Raw genomic sequence first — 15,940 nt, 5'->3', positions numbered from 1 at the left:
ATGGCCCCAGGAGACAAAAGGCTCGTCAGATCTCGTGCTTTGGCTGGGCTGCGCGTAGGGCATCAAGCGCTAAGCGAACCGCATCGATGCCTGAGACGCTGGGCTGGATAGGCCTGAAAATCAGGCGGCCGTTCCGGTAGTCCAGGCCCAACGCCTTGCTGTTCCGCCATTGGGACGCCGACGGCTTGTTCCGAGGGGTGATCGCGATGGCCTCGGGACCGACATCGACTTTGCCGACGCCCAATTCCGACGCTGCTATTCGCAACCTGGTAAATTCCAGCAAAAGGGCTACTTCGCCAGGCATGTCTCCAAAGCGGTCCTCGAGCTCTTCGCTGAATGTATCGAGGTCCGGCTCCGAACGGATGCGGGAGAGCCGCGCATAGAGGCCAACGCGCACCGTAGGCTCGTCGACATAGCTCTCGGGAAAAGCCCCCTTTCCCGAGCCATTGATCTCGGCAAGTTGCTTGCTGAAGTTGGCCCCTCCGCCAGCCGCCGAGACCGCCCGCTCCAGCAAGTGCTCGTACAAGCCCACTCCGATCAGCTTCATATGCCCGGCCTGGTCTTCGCCGAAAAGATCTCCGGCGCCACGCAGGTCGAGGTCTCTTTGACTGATTGCCAGGCCGGAGCCGAGCCGATCGAGCGCAAGCATCGTCGAAAGCCGGGCCCTGGTGCCGTCGGCCAGTTCAACGCCAGGCTGGGTCAGAAGAAACGCAACGGCCTGCACCGCCCCCCTTCCGACCCGGCCCCGCAACTGGTGCAACTGCGCCAGACCGAACCGGTCGGGGCGCCAAACGATGATGGTGTTGGCCCGCGGCACATCGAGGCCGCTCTCGATGATGTCGGTGCTCAACAAAATGTCGCCATCACCGTCGGCGAATCCGACCATGACTTCGTCCAGCTGTCTCCCCTTCATTTCACCATGCGCCGTCTTGACCCCGAGTTCCGGCACCAGTCTGTTCAGCTGGTCACAGGCCGGGGCAATATCCTCGATCCGCGGGACCACGAAGAAGCTCTGTCCACCCCGGTGAAATTCACGCAGGAGGGCCGCGCGCACCGATGCTGGATCGAACGCTGCCAAGATCGTGCGAACGGGACGTCGTTTGGCGGGCGGAGAGTTTAGAACGCTGACGTCCTGGATGCCCGACAACGCCGATTGCAGCGTCCGGGGTATCGGTGTGGCGCTCATGCTCAGCGTATGGAGGCGAGGCGTCATGGTCCGCAGGGCCCGCTTCAACTTGACCCCGAACCGGTGCTCCTCGTCGATCACCAGCAGTCCAAGATTGGCGAAGGTGACGCTCCTGGACGCCAGGGCCTGAGTACCCACAACGACCGCAACCTGGCCGCTCCGCAGACCCTCTTTTGCCGCTCTCGCCTCCGCTGCCCCGACCATCCTAGAAAGGTGGGCGACCTGCAGGCCGGTTCCTGCGAAGCGGCGGCTGAACGTCTCATAGTGCTGTCGTGCCAACACCGTTGTCGGCGCTATGATAGCAACCTGTTTCCCGCAGAAAGCCGCGGCGGCGCAAGCACGCAGGGCGACCTCTGTCTTGCCGAAGCCGACATCGCCGCAGACGAGCCGGTTCATTGTTCTTCCCGACGAAAGATCATCGAGCACAGCGCGGATGGCGGCCGCTTGGTCGGGCGTCTCCGTATAGGGAAATCTCGCCGCAAAACGGGCCAAGTCCGTGCGGGAGGGCTTTATGATCTCGGCAGGCTGGCTGGACCTGATTTTGGCAAGACTCAAGAGGCGTTTGGCCAGCCTGTCGATCTCGCGCAACGCAGCTTCGCGTCGCTTCGGCCAGCCCTCGCCTTTGAGGCGATCAAGCGACACTGCCTCCGGTTCCGAGCCGTAGCGCCATATTCGTCCAAAGTCGTCGACCGGAACCAGCAAGGAAGCCCCGCCATGATATTCCAGTCTGACGACATCCTGTTGCTGGCCAGCCAACTCGACCTGTTCGACCGCGGCGAGCACGCCCAGGCCATGGTCTTCATGGACGACGACATCGCCAATGCGCAACTCGGGTTCGAGTATGCCCGTGGTCGCGCTCCCGCTCGCCTTTAACGCGGGCCCAAACAGGTCGGATGCGGCCACCACGGCGATATTGGATTGCGCGTCGACAAACCCTTCGTCGAGGACGAATTCAGCCTTGAGAACAGAGCCCCTCGCGGCCGAAAGGATTTGCGGCAAGTCGGCCGCTTCCTCTGCCCGCCGGCCTAGTCTCCTATCGAGCAGGCGATCTGCTCGCTGCAGTTCAGAGGCATCGCCGGTGAACACTACTCTGACTCCGGCACTCGTCTGCCCTCTGATGAATTCCGCGAAATCATGCCCGGGTCGGGCCTGGCGGAAGAATTTGGGAACTCCCACGGCAGAAACGGCTAGTCTCACGCAGCAGCGGTTAAGCAGAGCAGCGTCCCACTCTTCACGGGATAGGTAAAATCGTCCCGGCAAAGGTTTTTTCGTTCCGGCTGCCTCCTGCCTGGCACGACGTGCATCCTCGACCAGATCCAGAATTCTGCCGAGCGGCTGCCCGTCGGTCCCTTCAAGGAAGGAGATCGAAGCGCTGGATGCCGCATCGAAGACGGATGGCATAGCGCCATACGATGCGACCAGGCGCTCCTCCATCGACGTCGTGCGCATCGCTGTCAACTCAGGATGCTCACCAGCTTTAAAGATCAGCTCGGATGCCGGTCCGACCGTAATCGAGTCTCGAACCTGATCGCTGAGCTGACTGAGCGGGTCGTAGGTCTTGAGCTGCCGGATGCAGGCATCGGGATCAACGATGACGCGAACGGGGCCATCCGCGCCAGCAGGGAAAATATCGATGAGATCGCCCCGAAAGGCTATCTCACCCGGTTCGTCGACCCTCTCGTCGACGACATAGCCAATGGCTTCGGACCAGGTTCTAAAATCGTCACGGTCGAGCTTTTGTCCCACCTCCAGAATTGTGAAACCGCCAGCGATGACCGGAGCAGGCGGCACCCGCTGCAGAATGGCTTCGAGCGACATTACAGCGATGCGCGGGCGATCCGGCTTCGTTGCGATCTCACGCAACGCACGAAGCCTTCGCCCCATATTGGCGCGTGTGGGCCACACCCTGTCGTAAGGCAGGCAATCCCAGGACGGCAGCAAGATTATATCCGCGTCAGGCAGGAACTGACGCAAGGCGCCGGCGATCTCCTCGGCACTGCGTTCCGAGGGAGCTATATGGATGATGTGCTTGTCCCGACTGGTCTCCAGGCCACGGGCCAGCGCTACCGCGATTGCTGAGGATGGCGGTCCGCCGTGCTCTATCGCAAACCCGCTGTCATCCGTGTGATCGATTTGTTCGACATCCGTCCGCGAAATATGCCTGTTCACTGAAATCTCACCTTGCCACTGAGACAACGTCAGCGGAGCCACCCCGTTCCTGGCGGCGCATCAAAGAGTTCCAGGACGGGCTGCGGGTGCAGCCCTTGAATGGGCGGAGCGACAGGGTCAAAGCTGCGCCGTGATCGGCGAACTCCTGGGGCTGGCTGCCCAGCGGGAAAATTTCTAACCGAGCCTATGTCATAGGTTAATGCATTGCTGCCTTGCTCACCTATGGCTGTCCTAAAAAACTGGTGCTTCGATCATTCCGGGATCTTCAACCACGCTCGACGCTGGCAAAACGCTCCAGGCATGGGACCATGCCGCACGGCGGCGCCTTCTGCCGCCGCGCATATGTCCCCATGCCAGTCGGAACTTTTGGCGCGGATAATAGTTCGATCACCAACATCAGCCAGGTAGTCAATTTGTTCCCCACCTCATCCTCGGATGTACTCATTCGCAAGCTTCAGACCATCTCGGATCTTCGAGAGGCCGACATCGGCGTTCTGAAAGGCATTCCGATCCAGGAGAAGGAATATTTGGCCAACCACGATCTGGTGCGTGAGGGCGACCGTCCTGTTTACTCGTTTGTCGTTCTTGATGGCTTGGTCGGTTCCACCAAACATACGGGCGAAGGAAAGCGACAAATCACATCATTCTTCGTCGCCGGCGACATTCCTGATCTGCATGGGCTGCATCTGTCGGTCATGGATTGTAACTTCTCGACCCTTACGCCGGCGCGAATAGGTTTCATGCGGCATGACACCCTGCGTGCCGTTTGCGACCAGCACCCTCGCATCGCCACCGCTTTTTGGCGGTCGACGTTGATAGATGCCGCGATTTATAGGGAGTGGGTCATCAATGTGGGAAGACGCGAGGCATACACCCGCATGGCTCACATCCTGTGCGAACTGATTTTTCGCTTGCGCTCCATGGGGCGCATTGAGGATCACGTGGCGGATATCCCCATTACACAGGCGGCCCTTGGCGATGCGCTGGGTTTGTCCACGGTCCACGTCAACCGGATGCTCCAGGAACTACGACGCAGAGGCCTCATTGCCACCTCGGGATCAAAAGTTCACGCACTGGACTGGGCTGGCCTCACTCACGCAGGAGATTTCGACACGACCTACCTGCACCAAAGGAACCCCGCAGATTAGCAGTGACGGAAGCTCTCCGATGGCACGATTTTTCTTCGACAGCGGCGATGGCGATCTCATCTTCGAGGACGAAATAGGTGTCGAATGCGCTGGCCTCGAAGAGGTCCGCCGCGCGGGATTCGAGGGCCTTGTCGACCTCACGAGAGAGTCACTGAAGAGCGTCGACGGGCAGCAATTGTTTATCGAAGTGCGTGATGAAAACGGCGCCAAGATTTTGCGGCTGAGCCTCTCGCTTCGGGTAAAATCGAACGTATAAATTTGCACTCTACGCGCAGCGTTAGGCGAGCGGACTGGGACTGCAAACATCCACTGGCATGTCGTGTCTCAAAACCAGGCCACTTTTGAGCGACATGCATTAACCCATAGATTGTGCCTCGATTTGTGTACAGGACAGGGAACCATCAAAGAGCCGCCGAGTTCGTCCAACGGACAAGCCCGGAATCTAACATGGAAGAAATCGGCAAGGCACAACAAAAGGTCATAGCCCGCCTCATACGGGAGTGGATTTCATCGGACGCCAATCGTCGCCAGCTTCGCCAGTTGCTGGATCTGCCGACAGACGCGGACATGCCCAGCGAGCATCGGTCATTGCTTGACGAACTCGACCGAAAGCTCAACCAATGAGCGCCCCTGCTTTCGGGAGGGCTCCCGAGTGGATGCGAGCCGGTGGCGAGGGGAAAGGAGCTGAGGTCGACATCTGGTTGAGGCCGCCGACATTTGACCCAAGCAGACGCGAACGCTTTACGCCGGACGGCGCCGATTGGCCGAAGAAGAATGTTCGGTGGTGTTCGCGGAGCCGCGGTCCGATTCCTAAAGGTGAGTTTCTGCACCTTGCTGCGCGTTTAAAAGTTGAGAAACGGCAGTTATGATCTGCGGCAGAAAAAAGGGCTTGGTGATCATTATGCTGTTGGGCACGCCTTCCGCTCCCCAGTGTACCGCGCTGTCGCCACTGATATAGACAACCGGGATGGTCGAGTTGGACCTTCGCAAGTGCCGAGCGACCTCCCACCCCGACTGTCCTGCTCCCAGACGGATGTCCGTGAGCACGGCCTTGAACTTGGTCGGATCGGGGTCGAAAGCCGCCAGCGCCTCGGCGGCACTCCGAGTGCCGACCACCTGGAAGCCGGCCTCCTCCAAAGCTGACTCGAGGTCGAGCAGGATCATTGTCTCATCTTCGACGATCAGAACAGCACCTTCGCTCATCCGGAATCTCCCCAAGCCGCCCGCTAATACGATTTCGGCGTCAACTTGGTTCCATCTGACGCGCAGCAGCCTGTTGGTTATCGAAGCTCTACGCTGCCTCGGTTGCGCGGCGGACTTGTGACGTCGGGAAGCCGCCGTGGAGAACGCCGACGCCGGCTTAGCTGCGTCCACAGCCTTGGACAACGAGGCTGATTACAGGCTGTAGCCGACGCTGAACCGTTGCCGACGAGGTCGCTTTGATCAAGCGTTCTCCTGATCTCCAGAAGCTTGCTGGATCTGCGTCATCACCTTTTGGGGATCGACATTCTCGGCGAGTTCCGGCAGCTCTTTGTCGGCCGGGGTCGAGATATTCAGACGCGCCGTCAAGGCAGCCACCATCTCGATCAGCCGCGTGGTTTCATGTTCGTTTAGAAGGCTGATCTGCAAATCCAGTTCGGCTCGGCGCTCGCTGTGGGCGGCCATTCTGTTCTGATTGATCAGCACAAAGGTAGACAGGAAGATTGCCTCAACCGAGGCGACCATGGCCAGGATCACGAAAGTCGGGTCCCAGGCTGGGACGGCTGGTATCTCGCCAAGGTTTGCGAGGACCCAGACGACAAGAATTGCAAGGTGCAGATAGACGAAAGTCATGCTTCCCGCGAAGCGCGAAACAGCGCCGGCGACCCACGCTTGAACGCCTTGGTGCTCTTCTTGCTGCCGCCTGTGCTCGACCAGCGCCTGTATGTTCTGGTGGAGCACCGACTGCATGTCGGCTGGACGTTGGTCGCTCATTTGAAAGCCCCGTTGGAGATCATTCCGTGCAAGCGGCGTCGCTTATCGCCGGTGGCTCCCGCGAGGCCGGATCTACCTTGAACTCGTCGGCACGCGACTTGGGTCGCTGCCGACGGCCCGCTTGGAACAAGGCGTGCCGCCCTGCAATAGTGTGCACCATGCCGACCACTGCTTGCGGGGCGCTCTGATGAACCATATGGCCGGCGCCCGGAACCACCTCGAGGAGAGACCCACCGACTTCCGCGTGCAAGCGTCGTGCATCGCGTTGCGCGTCGAACAAACGATCCCCGGATCCCGCCATGATGCCGGTGGGCACGGCAATGTCCCTATAGTTGGCTTTTCCCAACAGGGACGCGGCCAGCATCGATGCTGTCTCCAGAGAAACCGCCCGCAGTTGGGAAGGGCGGCTGGCGACATCTTTGGCAAGTGCGGCGAACTCGCCGGCGACGACGGCGGGTTTAAAGATCTTCTCCATTGCCCAATGCCAAGCAAGCCTTACAAGCGGCGGCAGCAAGGTGTGACGAAACGCGGTGCCGATCACAGGCAGTGCAGGGAGTGCGGCCAGTGCAAGATCCAGCCGCGGTGGCGGATAGTAGTAACCCGAGACCAGCACGATGCCGGCGACCGATGGAGAATGCCTGCGCGCCAATTCGAGGGCGATCCAAGCTCCCCAGGAATGTCCAAGCACGAGGTATTTCTCTATACCCAGCCCGCAGGCGGCGGCATGTATAAGGTCGGCTTGGTCGCGAGCGGACCAACGCCGGCCGCGCGGCCGTGAGCTTCGCCCAAAACCGGGACGATCAAATGCAAGCACCCGATAGGTCTTTGCCGCCTCATCGAAGATGCCGCTCGACTTGAAATCCTCCGCCATGGATCCATTGCCATGCAGGAGAAGCAGCGGCATGCCGGTTCCGGCTTCGATAAAATGCAGGCGCAGACCATCGATCTCCATCACACGTCCGCATGCCCGGCCGGCAATCGCACGTTTGGCGCGGATGGCGTTGTATGCCGCCAGCGCCGCCAATGAGGCCGCGAGCAACCCGGTCGCGAGTTTCGGTCCATCTCTGTCGAACGCCATGCCGTGCCTGTTGGAAACCATCTGCCGAACCCAACTCTCGGGGCGAAAGCTTGTTCCGCCAGACAAGACACGCTGTACAACCGGCTCAAGCGTCTTGGAAAGTAGGCCCATGGAGTTGGGACCGTTAAGCCTGGGCAGCGCTGCTGCCTCCCAGTTTCCAATCACCCTGCCAACGTGCGCGCACGGCAATCATCAGCATGGCCGCTTCCGTCATCCCGGTCTGGAAAAGTCTGACCAGCTCTCTCGCGATGGATTCTGCCGCGGTAGTGTCCGACGAAATCTCAAATTCCTCACACAGCGCGTCGAAAACCGACCGAAGCGTTTTCAGGTCGTCTGGATAGAGAGCGTCCGTATTCGTAAGAATGGGTCGGTCAAGCATCAAAACGTCTCCAAACGAGTGAAGTGCGGTTCGGGCACCCAGCCAGCGGGAGCTCGTCAAGTGCCCGCTGGTTTCCCCTTTATCCGCCACAGCGCGCCAAGCTGTCATTAACCTATGACCGCGGTGCGGCGTGTTCGGCTGACCGGCCCGCCAAACAAACTGCCGTCCTGCGGGGAACTCTTGGCCGCAGACTGCATTTAAGTCCGGGCAAAACGGGGGCGAAATGGGGGCCACTTCAAGCAATCCGCGATCTGAACTGCAGCGCTTCGAGCTTTTGGCAGCGTTGGGCGACCGTATTCGCGAGATTACGGATCCCGCAGAACTGGCCTACGCAGCCGCGGAACTGCTGGGGAACCATTTTGGCATCAGCCGAGCCGGATACGGCACGATCGATCTAGAGAAAGAAACGATCACCATCGACAGGGACTGGAACGCGCCAGGCATCAAAAGCCTGGCTGGGACGCTGAATTTCAGGAACTACGGCTCGTATATCGAGGATTTGAAGCGAGGCGAAACCGTTGTCTTTGAAAACGCCGAGACAGATCCGCGAACCAGCAGCCATGCGGAGGCACTCAAAGCCATCAGCGCCCAATCCGTCATCAACATGCCCGTTACCGAGCATGGCGGGCTGGTGGCGCTGATGCTGTCATGCAGATCACCACTCGGCTCCTCGGCGAACATCTTGGCGTCTCGATTTGCGCCTATGCCGACATGGAGCAGGACCAAGACCATTTCACCATCCGCGGCGATTGGAGCGCACCTGGCTCGCCCAGCATCAGGGGATATTACAGTCTTGCCGATTTCGGTCGCCTGGCTGTCACCAACCTCAGCGCCAACAAGCCGCTTATCATCAACAACAACCTTGAGGAAATTGCTCCCGAGGAAGCGAAGACCTTTCAGGATATCGGGATAACGGCAACCATCTGTATGCCTTTGGTCAAACAAGGCCGACTGACTGCCCTGATGGCCATCCACGACAAGCAGCGCCGCGTCTGGTCGCAACGCGAACTGTCCTTGCTGACCGAGGTGACGGAGCGGTCCTGGGCTCACATCGAGCGCGTTCGCTCGGAACAGGCGGCACGGGCCAGCGAGGAGAGGCTGAGGCTTGCCACCGACGCGGCCGCTATTGGCACCTGGGATTACGATCCCATCAGCGGAGTGCTGCGTTGGGACGACCGGTGCAAAGCCCTTTTTGGTTTGCCGCCGGACGCGGAGGTGACATATGAAAGCGCCTTCCTGGCGGGCCTCCACCCGGAAGATCGCGCACGGGCCGACGAGGCCGTACGCCAGTCGCTCGCGCCGGGCACCCCCTCCCGCTACGACATCGAATACCGGACGATCGGCCTTCGGGATGGCAAGGAGCGCTGGATTGCCGCAACGGGGGAAGCGCTTTTCCAGTCCGGCCGTGCGATCCGCTTCATCGGCACCGTGGTTGATGTCACCGCGCGAAAGCGGGTGGAGCATCAGCTTCAGTTGATGAACGCTACTGCGGCAGCCGTGGCGGCCGAGCTTGACGTGGAGCGAATTGTCCAGACGGTAACCGATGCCGGCGTCGTGCTGTCGGGCGCACAATTTGGAGCTTTCTTCTACAATGTGATCGACGACAAGGGCGACAGCTATGTGCTCTACGCCCTTTCGGGGGCACCTCGTTCTGCTTTCGAAAACTTTCCCATGCCGCGCAACACCGCGGTGTTCGAGCCCACTTTCCGCGGCACAAGCGTGGTGCGTTCCGACGATATCCTCACCGATCCGCGTTACGGAAAGAACTGGCCCCGCAAGGGAATGCCGGAGGGCCATCTGCCGGTGCGTTCCTATCTCGCCGTGCCGGTCGTCTCGCGTTCGGGCGAGGTCCTGGGCGGCCTCTTCCTTGGTCATTCAGAGACCGGCGTGTTCGCCGAACAGCAAGAAGCGGCCTTGCTGGGGCTTGCCGGCCATGCCGCGACGGCCATCGACAACTCCCGGCTGTTCAAGGCGCTGCAGACACTCAACGGCACGCTCGAACAACGTGTCAAAGATGAAGTTGCGGAAGTCTATGGGTTTGTTCGCCAGTCCGGCGGCAGTGTGAAGATCTATTCCGAGCGAGGCGTCGGAACCACGTTGAAGATTTATTTGCCGCGCTCGCACCACGGCGTGCTCGACAGCCAAATCGAGGTCGTGGCGGGCGAGCACCCCGGCTGTGCAGACGAGATCATCATGGTTGTCGAGGATGAAGATCGCGTCCGGCTGACGGCGGCGGAAGCGCTGCGGGAACTGGGCTACTCCGTGCTGGAAATGCAAGGTCCACGCGAAGCGCTGGTGGCCGTCGAAAGGGGGCAAGTGCCGTCGCTTCTGTTCACCGACGTGGTGATGCCGGAGATGTCGGGCCGGGAGCTGGTGGATCAGGTCAAGACAATGCACCCGTCGCTAAAAGTGCTCTACACCACCGGCTACACACGAAATGCGATTGTCCACAACGGCACGCTCGATTTCGGAACCGAACTTTTGACCAAGCCCTACACGATCGACGAATTGGCAGAGAAAGTCCGGAAGGTGCTGGATCGAAAGTGAACGGGCAACAGCCCGCGACGCTCGCCGTGTGACCGAACCCGGCGTTTGCCGCGTAAGGTGTGCGGCGAAACGGGCCGAAGGTGTCGACACCGACATCGTATTAATATGGCCCGGCTTCACTTTTCCGAGCCAGTATCCCTCCAGATTTTGTCTACCTCTTGCCCATCCGCGGCCTTGCTCATTGCTGTGATGGCGCAGCACGATCGAAATCTCGTTGCCGCCGGTCACCGGTCGGAGAAATAAATGCCGCCTCTGGCTCCCTGCGATGCTCAACACTGAAGTTACCGTAAAAATGCTCGCTGGCCGATGGCCGGATGGAACAATCAACTTGCCGGGATGTTCGGATGATCTAACCGGAGAGATGTCCATGTTCATGCACAACAAGCGCCTGCAATACACCGTTCGCGTCTCGGAGCCGAATCCTCGCCTGGCCTGCATGATCATGGAACAGTTCGGCGGCGCCGATGGCGAGCTTGCAGCGGCCATGCGCTATTTCACGCAAGGGCTTGGCGAGGACGATCTTGGCCGTCGCGACATGTTGCTCGATATTGCGACCGAAGAACTCAGCCATCTCGAAGTGGTGGGATCAATCGTCACCATGCTCAACAAGGGGCTCAAGGCACAGCTGGCCGAGGGCCAAATGAAGGAAGCCGACCTTTACCTGATGATCGGCGCCAGCGGCACAACAGCCAAGGAATCAATTCTGTTCGGCGGCGCTCCCGCGCTGTGCGACTCAGCCGGCGTTCCCTGGACCGCGGCCTATGTCGACTCGCGCGGTGAACCTACGGTGGATTTGCGGTCGAATATCGCCGCCGAAGCCCGCGCCAAGATCGTGTACGAACGCCTCATCAACATCACCGACGACCCGGGAATCAAGGACGCGCTCGGCTTCCTGATGACCCGCGAGATCGCGCACCAGAAGTCGTTTGAGAAAGCACTCTACGCGATCGAAAACAATTTCCCTTCCGGCAAGCTCCCAGGCGTAGAGAAGTACGCCAGCATGTATGTCAACACCTCTCAAGGCGACGGCGATGTCGCTGGCCCATGGAATTCCGGCGAAGAGTGGGATCGGATCGATGACCTTGAAGAGGTGATGCCCGTCGACGGCGGAGACGGCCTGGCAACTGTCAAGCTGGGGGCCAAAGACATGAAGGTGGTGGCCAGGATGGCCGACCGTACGCTTTCCGATCCGGCTTCCGATCCGACAACAGGCGCTGATCTAGGAGCGGGCCCGGGAGCTGGCCGTACCAAGAACGCCGATTTCGGCGGCGCGGCAAGCATTCAGGAGGCCCCGGCCGTGGCAGAGGCTGCTGTCAAACGCGCACGTAGGCGTTAGTACAGAGCCGACATCATTGCAGGCATCTATGTTCCGCGATGCGGCCGGAAGCTAACACCGACGAAGGCAGGGCGCCCGACCAGCAACGGACTGGCCGGAGCGCTCGCATCGACATCTGTGCTGAATGTGGGTGAAGCAACCATGGCCACCGCCGCACCACGATCAGATTCGGAGCGTGCGGGCCAGCCGGACAAGGTCCGTCCCGACGGTTGCGAGAACCGGTGCATCGTGACAATCGGAGCATCGGCCGGCGGCGTCGACGCGCTGAAGAGACTTGTCCGCGATCTTTCGCCGGACATCCCGGCGGCTCTCCTCGTCGTACAGCACGTTGGTCCCACGAGTTACCTCGGCGACATTCTCGGTCGCGCTGCCAACATGCCCGTTGCAAATGCCTCCAACGGCATGAAGGTTAAAAACGGGCACATCTTCGTTGCACCGCCCGGAGCTCACCTTCTGTTACATGACGATCATATGCTGCTGCGGCGCGGGCCGCGCGAGAACCTGGCGCGCCCCGCCATCGACCCCCTGTTTCGATCGGCGGCCTGCAGCTTTGGCGGCAGCGTGATCGGCGTCGTGCTCACAGGCAGCCTCTCCGACGGCACCGCCGGCCTGCACGCAATCAAGATGTGCGGAGGCGTCAGCGTAGTCCAGGACCCCGGCGACGCCGCAGTACCCGATATGCCGCTGAGCGCCTTGCAGAATGTGGAAATCGACCATTGCGTCCCTCTGTCCGAAATGGCTGGCCTGTTGCACAGGCTTGCTTCCGAAATCGCAGGGCCGACACCAGAAATCCCGTCCGGCATCCGCCTTGAGGCAGCGATTGCAGCTCAGGAGCACAGCACAATGGAATTGACCGAAGGCCAGCTTGGCGCCCCCTCGACATTTGTCTGCCCCGAATGTCATGGCCCCCTATGGGAGATCGAAGACGGGCCGATTACCCGTTACCGCTGCCACACCGGACATGCGTTCGGAGCGGACGTTTTAATGCAGGCCCAGGCTGACGATGCGGAACAGGCTCTTTGGAGCCTTTTAAGAGCGCACCAGCAGCGGGCTGAGTTGGCGAAACGTACGGCAAAACGCGAAGCCGCGCGGGAAAGACACAGCCTGGCCAGCCAAATGGCTGCGCGGGCCGCGGAGTACGAAGCCGACGCGAAACTTATTGAAGAGATCATCCATCGTCGAACGCCGTGACAAGGCAACAGCGTTTGTCAGGGCGGGTGCGTCTGCGCCATCCCGATCGCATTTTCCTGGATCAGCCGCGTTGCCTCACTGCTTGGCCTGTGGCCACGGGTATCCAGGTCCCATGCTTTGATTGAACACCTGCACCCAAATCCAACTGCACGAATTTTATGCAAAGCAGGAACATAGAAGCATTACGCGAGTTAGGCACTGACCCATTGGACGTATCCTCGCATTCTGCGGTCTGCCTGGGTGGTCCTTTTTTTGTAAACGAATGCCAGGACAATGTATCGCTCGCAGCTTTTCGTACCTCTTTTTGGCCTGCTGTTGCTGATGGGTGGCCTGTTCCACGGGCATGATGCCATGGCGCAGGAGCCCTGTCCGGCCGATCACGACAAGCTGCTTGCAGCCCTCAAAGCCAACGTGAAGGCAAGCGGCGGACCAGCCAATGGCGGCTTTGAAACCAACGAATGGGCAGCCATCGTTGCCCGTGACGGCACTGTCTGCGCGATTGCGTTCAGCGGCCCCACCCCCGACTCGCAATGGCCGGGAAGTCGGCTCATAGCAGCGGAGAAAGCCAACACGGCCAACGGTCTCAGCCTGGCTCAGATGGCCCTCTCTACGGCCAATCTCTATGCGGGGGTGCAGCCGGGCGGGCCGCTATTTGGCCTGCAGGAGACCAATCCCGTCAACCAGGCCGCGGCCTATACGGGCGATCCCAAAACGTTCGGAAGCGCCGGCGACCCGCTCGTCGGCAAGCCGATCGGAGGCGTCGTGGTGTTTGGCGGCGGGCTTGCCCTCTACGACGGCAAGAGCATTGTCGGCGGCCTCGGCGTTTCAGGCGATTCCTCATGCGCCGATCACAATGTCGCCTGGCGTATCCGCGCGGCGCTCGGCTTCGACAAGGTCCCGGCAGGCGTCAATCCAAATCGCAAGGATGCCATTGTCTACGATCTGGACCCCGGCGGCAAAAGCGCTTCGGGCTGGGGCCATCCGCTTTGTGCCGGAACGGAGGCCGACATCGCCGCCGAACTCGGCGCCGGCGTGGGAGGCTCGATCAATAAATGAAAGCTATGCCGCAGTTGGCATTAACGCGCGTTGACGTAGAACGACGTACCCGCAAATTGGCAGCCGGGAATTCCTTTGGCGCTATCCTTCTGGTGACGCTGCTCGCCTGCCTGCTGCTTCTGGGCGCTGCGTCCGAGCCTCCTAAAACACCAGCGATCGTACCGCCAGGCGCAGCTTCGCCACCCGATGACGGCCAATGGACGATGCCGGCCAAGAACTACGCGTCGACGCGCTTCAGCGAACTCTCCGAGATCAATGAAGGCAACGTCAAGAACCTGCAGGTCGCGTTCACGTTCTCGACAGGCGTGAACAAGGGCCAGGAAGCAGCGCCGCTGGTCGTCGGCAACACCATGTATATCGTGACGCCCTTTCCCAACTTCGTCTATGCGCTCGATCTCTCCAAGCCCGGCGCCCCGATGAAGTGGAAGTACGAACCCAATCCGGAGCCGGCAGCACAGGGGGTGGCCTGCTGCGACGTCGTCAACCGAGGAGTGGCATTCGCCGACGGGCGCATTTTTTTCAATACGCTGGACGGCCACACGATTGCCCTTGATGCGAACACGGGCAAGCCGATCTGGAACACTCATGTCGGCAACATCAACATCGGCGAGACCATCACCATGGCGCCGCTTGTGGTGAAGGGCAAAGTGCTGGTCGGCAATTCCGGCGGCGAGATGGGCGTTCGCGGCTGGGTAAAGGCGCTCGACGCCGGCGACGGTCATGTCGTCTGGATCGCCTATAGCACCGGGCCGGACAAGGACGTGCTGATCGGATCGGACTTCAAGCCGCACTACGACATGGACAAAGGCAAGGATCTTGGCGTCACGACGTGGCCGCCGGAAGCCTGGAAGATCGGCGGCGGCAACATGTGGGGCTGGATTTCCTATGATCCCGATCTGAACCTGATTTTCCACGGCACCGGCAATCCCGGACCATGGAATCCGGATTTGCGGCCGGGCGACAACAAGTGGACGTCTGGCATTTTCGCGCGCGATCCCGACACCGGCGCGGCGAAATGGTTCTATCAGTGGAGCCCGCATGACCTCCACGATTATGACGGCATCAACGAGCAGATCCTGCTCGACATGACCTGGCAGGGCAAGCCGCGCAAGGTGCTGATCCGGCCGGAGCGCAACGGCTATCTCTACATCCTCGACCGGACAACCGGCGAGGTGCTGTCGGCAAAACCGTTTGGTCCGGTCAACTCCAGCAAAGGTGTGGATCTGAAAACCGGTCGGCTGATCGTAAACCCGGACAAGAAGACCGGCACCGGCAAGGTCGTTCGCGATATCTGTCCGACGGCGTCGGGCCTCAAGGACTGGCAGCCTTCCGCGTTCTCGCCGAAGACCGGCCTGCTCTACATCCCGCACAACAATCTGTGCATGGATGAAGAAGGCGTCGAGGTGAACTACATCGCCGGCACGCCCTATGTGGGCATGAACGTCCGCATGATACCAGGGCCCGGCGGTAATCGCGGCGCCTTCACCGCCTGGGACATCGCCGCGGAGAAACCCGCCTGGAGCCTCAAGGAGAATTTCCCGGTGTGGAGCGGCGCGGTGGTGACCGCCGGCGACGTTGTCTTCTATGGCACGATGGAAGGCTGGTTCAAGGCGGTTAGCGCCAAGACCGGAGACCTGCTTTGGCAGTTCAAGACCTCGTCCGGGATCATCGGCCAGCCCATCACCTATCGCGGTCCCGACGGGCACCAGTATGTCGCCATCCTCTCAGGTGTCGGCGGCTGGGCCGGCGCCATTGTATCGGGCGATCTTGACCCGCGTGACGCCACCGCCGCGCTCGGTTTCGTCAATGCCATGAAGGATCTGAAGAACGCGACAACCTCGGGAGGCACGCTTTATGTGTTCCGGCTGCCTTGATG

Annotated in this window: 12 protein-coding genes and 1 pseudogene; 8 read left to right on the top strand and 5 right to left on the bottom strand. The window is 60.6% G+C overall.

Annotated elements, in window-relative coordinates:
- Positions 1–25: 25 nt before the first annotated feature.
- Positions 26–3,355 carry a DEAD/DEAH box helicase gene (locus X730_RS150820; protein ID WP_023696344.1) on the bottom strand — a complete coding sequence of 1,110 codons (3,330 nt, stop codon included), beginning with the start codon at positions 3,353–3,355 and terminating at the stop codon, positions 26–28.
- Between the two features lie 212 nt (positions 3,356–3,567).
- Here X730_RS150820 and X730_RS150825 point away from each other — a divergent pair, with 212 nt between their 5' ends.
- From X730_RS150825 to X730_RS0133780, 3 genes are all read left to right on the top strand, one after another.
- Positions 3,568–4,503 carry a Crp/Fnr family transcriptional regulator gene (locus X730_RS150825; RefSeq protein WP_245260109.1) on the top strand — a complete coding sequence of 312 codons (936 nt, stop codon included), beginning with the start codon at positions 3,568–3,570 and terminating at the stop codon, positions 4,501–4,503.
- A gap of 19 nt (positions 4,504–4,522) precedes the next feature.
- The gene (locus X730_RS150830) at positions 4,523–4,759 is read left to right on the top strand and encodes a hypothetical protein (RefSeq protein ID WP_023668023.1); all 237 of its coding nucleotides are present in this window, start codon (positions 4,523–4,525) and stop codon (positions 4,757–4,759) included.
- A gap of 191 nt (positions 4,760–4,950) precedes the next feature.
- Entirely contained in the window at positions 4,951–5,127 is a 177-nt protein-coding gene (locus X730_RS0133780) for a hypothetical protein (protein WP_023687819.1), read from the top strand.
- Positions 5,128–5,313: 186 nt separating this feature from the next.
- Here the strand turns inward: X730_RS0133780 and X730_RS150835 are convergent, their stop codons facing one another.
- The 4 genes from X730_RS150835 to X730_RS150845 all read right to left on the bottom strand — a co-directional run bounded on the left by X730_RS150835 (position 5,314) and on the right by X730_RS150845 (position 7,934).
- On the bottom strand, positions 5,314–5,706 hold the full coding sequence (locus tag X730_RS150835; RefSeq protein WP_023687818.1) for a response regulator: 393 nt from the start codon (positions 5,704–5,706) through the stop codon (positions 5,314–5,316).
- Positions 5,707–5,946: 240 nt separating this feature from the next.
- Complete coding sequence (locus X730_RS150840; RefSeq protein WP_023687817.1) at positions 5,947–6,477, bottom strand: DUF1003 domain-containing protein; 531 nt, start codon at positions 6,475–6,477, stop codon at positions 5,947–5,949.
- 19 nt (positions 6,478–6,496) lie between these two features.
- Positions 6,497–7,666 carry an alpha/beta hydrolase gene (locus X730_RS01000000164465; RefSeq protein WP_245261362.1) on the bottom strand — a complete coding sequence of 390 codons (1,170 nt, stop codon included), beginning with the start codon at positions 7,664–7,666 and terminating at the stop codon, positions 6,497–6,499.
- 13 nt (positions 7,667–7,679) lie between these two features.
- Positions 7,680–7,934 (bottom strand): hypothetical protein, encoded by a 255-nt coding sequence (locus tag X730_RS150845; protein ID WP_023696347.1) that lies wholly within the window; start codon positions 7,932–7,934, stop codon positions 7,680–7,682.
- A 114-nt stretch (positions 7,935–8,048) separates the two neighbouring features.
- On the opposite strand from X730_RS150845, the pseudogene X730_RS15685 reads away from it, so the two are divergent.
- The 5 genes and pseudogenes from X730_RS15685 to X730_RS150865 all read left to right on the top strand — a co-directional run bounded on the left by X730_RS15685 (position 8,049) and on the right by X730_RS150865 (position 15,938).
- Positions 8,049–10,481, top strand: a pseudogene (locus X730_RS15685) (GAF domain-containing protein).
- Positions 10,482–10,848: 367 nt separating this feature from the next.
- Positions 10,849–11,817, top strand: coding sequence for a manganese catalase family protein (locus X730_RS150850; RefSeq protein ID WP_023681124.1), 969 nt, complete (start codon positions 10,849–10,851; stop codon positions 11,815–11,817).
- A gap of 141 nt (positions 11,818–11,958) precedes the next feature.
- The gene (locus X730_RS150855; protein WP_023681123.1) at positions 11,959–13,008 is read left to right on the top strand and encodes a chemotaxis protein CheB; all 1,050 of its coding nucleotides are present in this window, start codon (positions 11,959–11,961) and stop codon (positions 13,006–13,008) included.
- Between the two features lie 273 nt (positions 13,009–13,281).
- Positions 13,282–14,064, top strand: a complete 783-nt coding sequence (locus X730_RS150860) for a heme-binding protein (protein ID WP_023826387.1) — start codon at positions 13,282–13,284, stop codon at positions 14,062–14,064.
- Complete coding sequence (locus X730_RS150865) at positions 14,061–15,938, top strand: methanol/ethanol family PQQ-dependent dehydrogenase (RefSeq protein ID WP_031196943.1); 1,878 nt, start codon at positions 14,061–14,063, stop codon at positions 15,936–15,938. Before X730_RS150860 ends, X730_RS150865 begins: the two co-directional genes overlap by 4 nt.
- Positions 15,939–15,940: the final 2 nt, after the last annotated feature.

It is taken from the genome of Mesorhizobium sp. L103C131B0, from assembly GCF_000502275.1.
Lineage (GTDB): Bacteria > Pseudomonadota > Alphaproteobacteria > Rhizobiales > Rhizobiaceae > Mesorhizobium.
The sequence above is the reverse complement of the archived record's forward strand: the minus strand, read 5'-3'. Positions and strand labels throughout refer to the sequence as shown.

Excerpts from the sequence above, each read along its gene's own strand:
- X730_RS150830 (WP_023668023.1), top strand. The coding sequence starts at position 4,523 with ATGGCACGATTTTTCTTCGACAGCGGCGATGGCGATCTCATCTTCGAG.
- X730_RS0133780 (WP_023687819.1), top strand. The coding sequence starts at position 4,951 with ATGGAAGAAATCGGCAAGGCACAACAAAAGGTCATAGCCCGCCTCATA.
- X730_RS150835 (WP_023687818.1), bottom strand. The coding sequence starts at position 5,706 with ATGAGCGAAGGTGCTGTTCTGATCGTCGAAGATGAGACAATGATCCTG.
- X730_RS150840 (WP_023687817.1), bottom strand. The coding sequence starts at position 6,477 with ATGAGCGACCAACGTCCAGCCGACATGCAGTCGGTGCTCCACCAGAAC.
- X730_RS01000000164465 (WP_245261362.1), bottom strand. The coding sequence starts at position 7,666 with ATGGGCCTACTTTCCAAGACGCTTGAGCCGGTTGTACAGCGTGTCTTG.
- X730_RS150845 (WP_023696347.1), bottom strand. The coding sequence starts at position 7,934 with ATGCTTGACCGACCCATTCTTACGAATACGGACGCTCTCTATCCAGAC.
- X730_RS150850 (WP_023681124.1), top strand. The coding sequence starts at position 10,849 with ATGTTCATGCACAACAAGCGCCTGCAATACACCGTTCGCGTCTCGGAG.
- X730_RS150855 (WP_023681123.1), top strand. The coding sequence starts at position 11,959 with ATGGCCACCGCCGCACCACGATCAGATTCGGAGCGTGCGGGCCAGCCG.
- X730_RS150860 (WP_023826387.1), top strand. The coding sequence starts at position 13,282 with ATGTATCGCTCGCAGCTTTTCGTACCTCTTTTTGGCCTGCTGTTGCTG.
- X730_RS150865 (WP_031196943.1), top strand. The coding sequence starts at position 14,061 with ATGAAAGCTATGCCGCAGTTGGCATTAACGCGCGTTGACGTAGAACGA.